The 4,994-nt window shown below is 34.4% G+C and carries 3 protein-coding genes; 2 read left to right on the top strand and 1 reads right to left on the bottom strand.

Annotated elements, in window-relative coordinates; all coding sequences use genetic code 11:
- Positions 1-541 precede the first annotated feature (541 nt).
- On the bottom strand, positions 542-2,443 hold the full coding sequence (locus ACYSNX_RS12865) for a S9 family peptidase (protein WP_461755064.1): 1,902 nt from the start codon (positions 2,441-2,443) through the stop codon (positions 542-544).
- Positions 2,444-2,703: 260 nt separating this feature from the next.
- On the opposite strand from ACYSNX_RS12865, the gene ACYSNX_RS12860 reads away from it, so the two are divergent.
- The gene (locus ACYSNX_RS12860; RefSeq protein WP_461755063.1) at positions 2,704-3,954 is read left to right on the top strand and encodes a dicarboxylate/amino acid:cation symporter; all 1,251 of its coding nucleotides are present in this window, start codon (positions 2,704-2,706) and stop codon (positions 3,952-3,954) included.
- A 6-nt stretch (positions 3,955-3,960) separates the two neighbouring features.
- Positions 3,961-4,662, top strand: coding sequence for a DedA family protein (locus tag ACYSNX_RS12855; RefSeq protein WP_461755062.1), 702 nt, complete (start codon positions 3,961-3,963; stop codon positions 4,660-4,662).
- Positions 4,663-4,994: the final 332 nt, after the last annotated feature.

The raw sequence follows: 4,994 nt of genomic DNA, 5'->3' as shown, positions 1-4,994 counted from the left end.
CCTTCATTAGGTAACATTCATTTACTACTCATTTAAATTAAGTTCAGTCCTTCAGTATTTCGTAAGACTTCTTGGTATTGCCAAGCTTGTATCCATACCTACTATGACTTCTGCTGACTTCTTACAGCAATTGTTATCCATAGTTCTGTAAAAAAAAACTTTCCTATGTCTGTAAGACCTCCCCAGGTAAGAACAGTAACTTTCCCCTCATATACCTGCTATATTTACCCTAAATATCTCCGTACAACTTTGGACTTCAGTTTGTTTAGCAACCTTATCCGATATTATTGAGCCTGATATAGTTTCTGTTCGTCAGGTCAAGGGTTTGCCTAGCGCTTCCTTCAGATTCCACCTTGCGATGGACACCCTTGCATTTGGCTAACACTTCCCGTTGTAAAGGCGTGTTCGGGACTTACACCCTAGAGTTACTACCCATGCTGGGCACACTAAAAAAACGCTTACAAGAAATAAATATTTCTTATAAGCGTCTTTCTTATAGTAAAGAAAAGATTCTTTATCTTTTATTAAAAAGGTATTTATCTTAAAGTGTTTCTTTTAACCACTTAAAGAATTCTCCTTGCCACACTTGAGCATTTTGAGGGTTAACTACCCAGTGATTTTCCTCTGGAAGATAAACAAATCTACTTTTTACACCAAGTAACTGCGCTGCTTGGAAAGCTTCTTGTCCTTGTCCAATTGGAACACGGTAATCCTTACCTCCCTGTATAATCAAAATAGGAGTATTCCACTTTGCAACATTATTTATTGGATTAAAATTGTTATAAGCATTCTGAGCTACTTTATTATCTTTTTCCCAGTATGGACCTCCGATATCAAAATTAGTGAAGAAAACCTCTTCTGTTGTTCCATACATACTTTGTAAATCAAATACTCCACAATGAGAAATAAATGATTTAAAACGGTTTTCATGAATTCCAGCTAAATAGAAAACAGAATACCCTCCGTAACTGGCACCTACAGCACCTAAACGAGAAGAATCAACATATTTTTCCTTTGCTACATCATCAATAGCTGCTAAGTAGTCATCCATTGGTTTTCCAGCCCAATCTCCACTAATAGCCTCATTCCATTCTACTCCATGTCCTGGCATACCACGACGATTAGGAGCAACAATAATATAACCTTCCGCGGCCATTAACTGGAAATTCCATCGGAAAGAATAAAACTGAGATAAAGCAGATTGAGGTCCTCCTTGACAATATAAAAGAGTTGGGTATTTCTTATTTTCATCAAAGTTAGGTGGATATACAACCCAAACAACCATATCCTTACCATCCTTAGTTTTAACTATTCTCTTCTCACTCTTACTTAAGGACAACTTGTCATAAATAGCATTATTAACCTTGGTAATCTGAGTTAACTCACTATTTTTCAAGTTAAAAGAATATACCTCTGAAGCATGATTAAAATCAGTACGAGTTACTAAAATATTATCCTTTTGGACTTCAACAATAGAGTTGATATCAAAATCTCCATCTGTAAGCTGTTTAACAACTGGCTTAGGATTTTTCTTAGTAGGAAAATTCACAACGAATAATTGCATTGTACCACCTGTAGCCGCAGTAAAGTAAATCTTTTCACCTTGGGTATCCCATTTGAATCCGCCTGCACTTCCATCCCAATGTTCAGTTAAGTTAAGGTCTTTACCTTGATAACGCACGATAATATCATTTTTATCTGCCTCATATCCAGCAGTTTTCATCTGAGACCATGTTAAATAACCTTGAGGAGAAAATACAGGATTTGTATCATATCCATCATTATTTGGTGTTAAGTTTACGGTTTGTTTTGTTTTTAGATTATATTCATATAAATCTGTATCCGTACTTATTGCATATTCAGTGCCAAATTGCTTCTTCGATGCGTATATAATTGATTCACTATTTGGTGACCATACATAATCTTCCTGTCCTCCAAAAGGTTTTTGAGGAGCATCATATGGTTCTCCTGCCATAATATCTATTGCAGGACTTGCCTTATCAGAAGCTTGGTAAAAAACGTGATTATGGGAACCATCATTCCAAGTATCCCAGTGTCTATAATCTAATCCATCATATACATAAACATCACTTTTTTGCATGGAAGGATATAAATCTTTTCCTAACACTTTATTTACTTTAACCTCTTGATGAGATAAAATAAATTTACCGTCAGGGGAAATAGATGAATCTTTTAATAAATCTTTATAATCGGTTATTTCAACAGGAGTACCTCCGGTTACAGGGATAGTAAATGTCTTGGAATCAAAGTTATCTTCAGCCATATTAGCGTAGCTAACTTTGTAAATTAAATTCTTTCCATCTTTTGTAACTCCAACTGGGGAAACACGGCCTAATTCCCAAAGGAGTTCTTTGGTCATCACCTCCTGAGATACGGCAGTAAGAGAAGCCAATCCTAAGGCGAATAAAAATATTTTTTTCATGGTTAGTTAGTTTATATGTCCGTAAATTTAGTGTTTTCTTTTGATTATTGCACGCCAAACAAAAATATCCCTACTCTAGGGCTATAAAGCTTTAAAAAAAGATAGATATGACTTGAGACCTAAAACCAGAGAAAAAGCCTTTATATAACTACTAATACAGCCAAAAAGCCCATAAATACAGTACTTTAGAGGTTAAATTTTTGTTTGGCGCTAGATTATTCCTAAAATTTAAGTACTTTCACGCTCAAATTTTGTTCTTTATGAAAAATAATAAACTATTTATAGCTATTATTGCAGCCCTGATTATAGGGGTGCTTATTGGAAGTATTGTCCATTATTGGTTCCCTGATTATATTGTAGGAGTATCTACTAATATAAAACTTCTTGGAACAATATTTATCCGCCTTGTGCAAATGATTATTGCACCTTTGGTATTTTGTACACTAGTTGTAGGTATTGCCAAAATGGGTGATATGTCTATGGTAGGTAGAGTTGGTGCCAAGGCAATGGGATGGTTTATAACGGCCTCTTTTGTTTCCCTAACTATTGGACTTCTACTTGTGAATTGGGTCAAACCAGGTGTAGGAGCAAATTTTGATTTAAATAATATAGCATCTGACCCAGAATTACTTTCAAAAACAGATTCTCTAAGTCTGCAATCCTTTGTAGAACACCTAATACCTAAAAGCGTTTTCGAAGCGTTTTCTACCAATGAAATCTTACAAATCGTAGTTTTCTCCGTGTTTTTTGGTGTAGCTTTAGCTTCTCTAGGAAAAAAAGGGAATGTTGTAATTAAACTTTTAGATAGAACTTCTCAAGTAGTCTTAAAGATGGTTACTTACATTATGTGGACAGCTCCACTTGGTGTTTTAGGTGCAATTGCAAGTGCAGTTTCCCTATATGGTTTAACCATTTTCTATACTTACGCTAAGTATTTAGGGGCTTTTGCCCTTGGTTTATTATTACTATGGATGGTACTAATCGGAGTTGGATATTTAATACTTGGAAAGAAAGTATGGGCTCTATTAGTAGCTGTTAAAGAATCGCTTCTTATTGCTTTCTCTACTACAAGTAGTGAGGCTGTATTTCCTAAGTTAGTAGAAAATTTAACTGCTTTCGGATGTTCGCCGAAAATTGTATCTTTTACCTTACCTTTGGGGTATTCTTTTAACCTAGATGGAAGTATGATGTATCTTACGTTTGCCAGCTTATTTATTGCGCAAATTTATGATGTACCAATGACCTTAGGAGATCAGATATTAATGTTATTAGTTTTAATGGTAACATCAAAAGGAGTGGCTGGGGTGCCTAGAGCTTCTTTGATTGTAATTGTAGCTACGTGTGCTATGTTTGGTATTCCACCAGAAGGGATTGCTTTTATTTTACCAATTGATCACTTTTGTGACATGGGTAGAAGTGTGACAAACGTATTAGGAAATGCATTATCGACAGCGGCAATTGATAAATTTGAATCAAATGACACAAGTAAATTAGCAAATACAGACATATAATAAACCATGGAAGAGTTTCACATTGCACAATTAATTAACCCCGAATTTTACATTAATTTACAAATTGCCGGTCATTCTATCGGTATATATGTAGTCCTATTTATCGTTTTTGCAGAAACAGGCCTATTCGCAGGATTTTTCTTACCAGGAGATAGCTTACTATTTTTAGCTGGTATTTATTCAACTGCATTAATGCAAGAATTATTTAACATCGATAGTGACTTTATAAATGTAGCATTATTAGCCACATTAGTAGCCATAGCTGGTATTATAGGAAATACTTTTGGTTATTGGTTTGGTGCTAAGAGTGGAAATTACCTCTATAATGTGAAAGACAATTTTATTTACAAAAAGAAATACCTTTATGAATCCAAAGTATTCTTTGAGCGCCATGGAGGTAGAGCAATCATTTTTGCTCGTTTTCTTCCTGTAGTAAGAACATTTGCTCCCATTATCGCAGGTATTGTAAGAATGGATATAAAACGTTTTATGTTCTACAATGTGATAAGTTCATTTCTGTGGGCTACTTCATTGATCTTTGCAGGTCATTACCTTCAAGTTTGGCTTTTAGAAAGCTACCAAATCAACTTAAAGGATTATATTGAATTTATAGTTCTGTTCTTAGTTTTAGCTACTACTTTACCAATTGTTATTAAATTGATGAAAAGTAAAGCAAAAGCAAAGTCTACAGAACAAGACGACAAATAATAAAAAAAGCGACTAAAATTTTGAGGGCACTGATAAAGTAGCCTCTTTTTAGGAAATAGCTTTTTTAAAGACAAAAAATAACGCTTATAAAAGACTTTTTTAAGTCTCTTTGTAAGCGTTATTTGTTTTCTAGCTGTACTATTGAGTGGCTTAAACAGCCTAAAAAAAGGCCTTATACTATCTTTTATACAAAGTAGCTCCATTAGCTACTCATTATCCACTATTTTGAGTATTCTTTTAATATTTACGGTAAAAATCGTGATAGCTCCTTGCATTTCCATACAAGAAAGGCCATAAGAATCCGCACGGTTATAACCATGTACATTCTTTAA

Source organism: Myroides sp. LJL115 (genome assembly GCF_054871665.1).
Note: the sequence above shows the minus strand (reverse complement) of the source record. Positions and strands in the feature narration are given on the sequence as shown.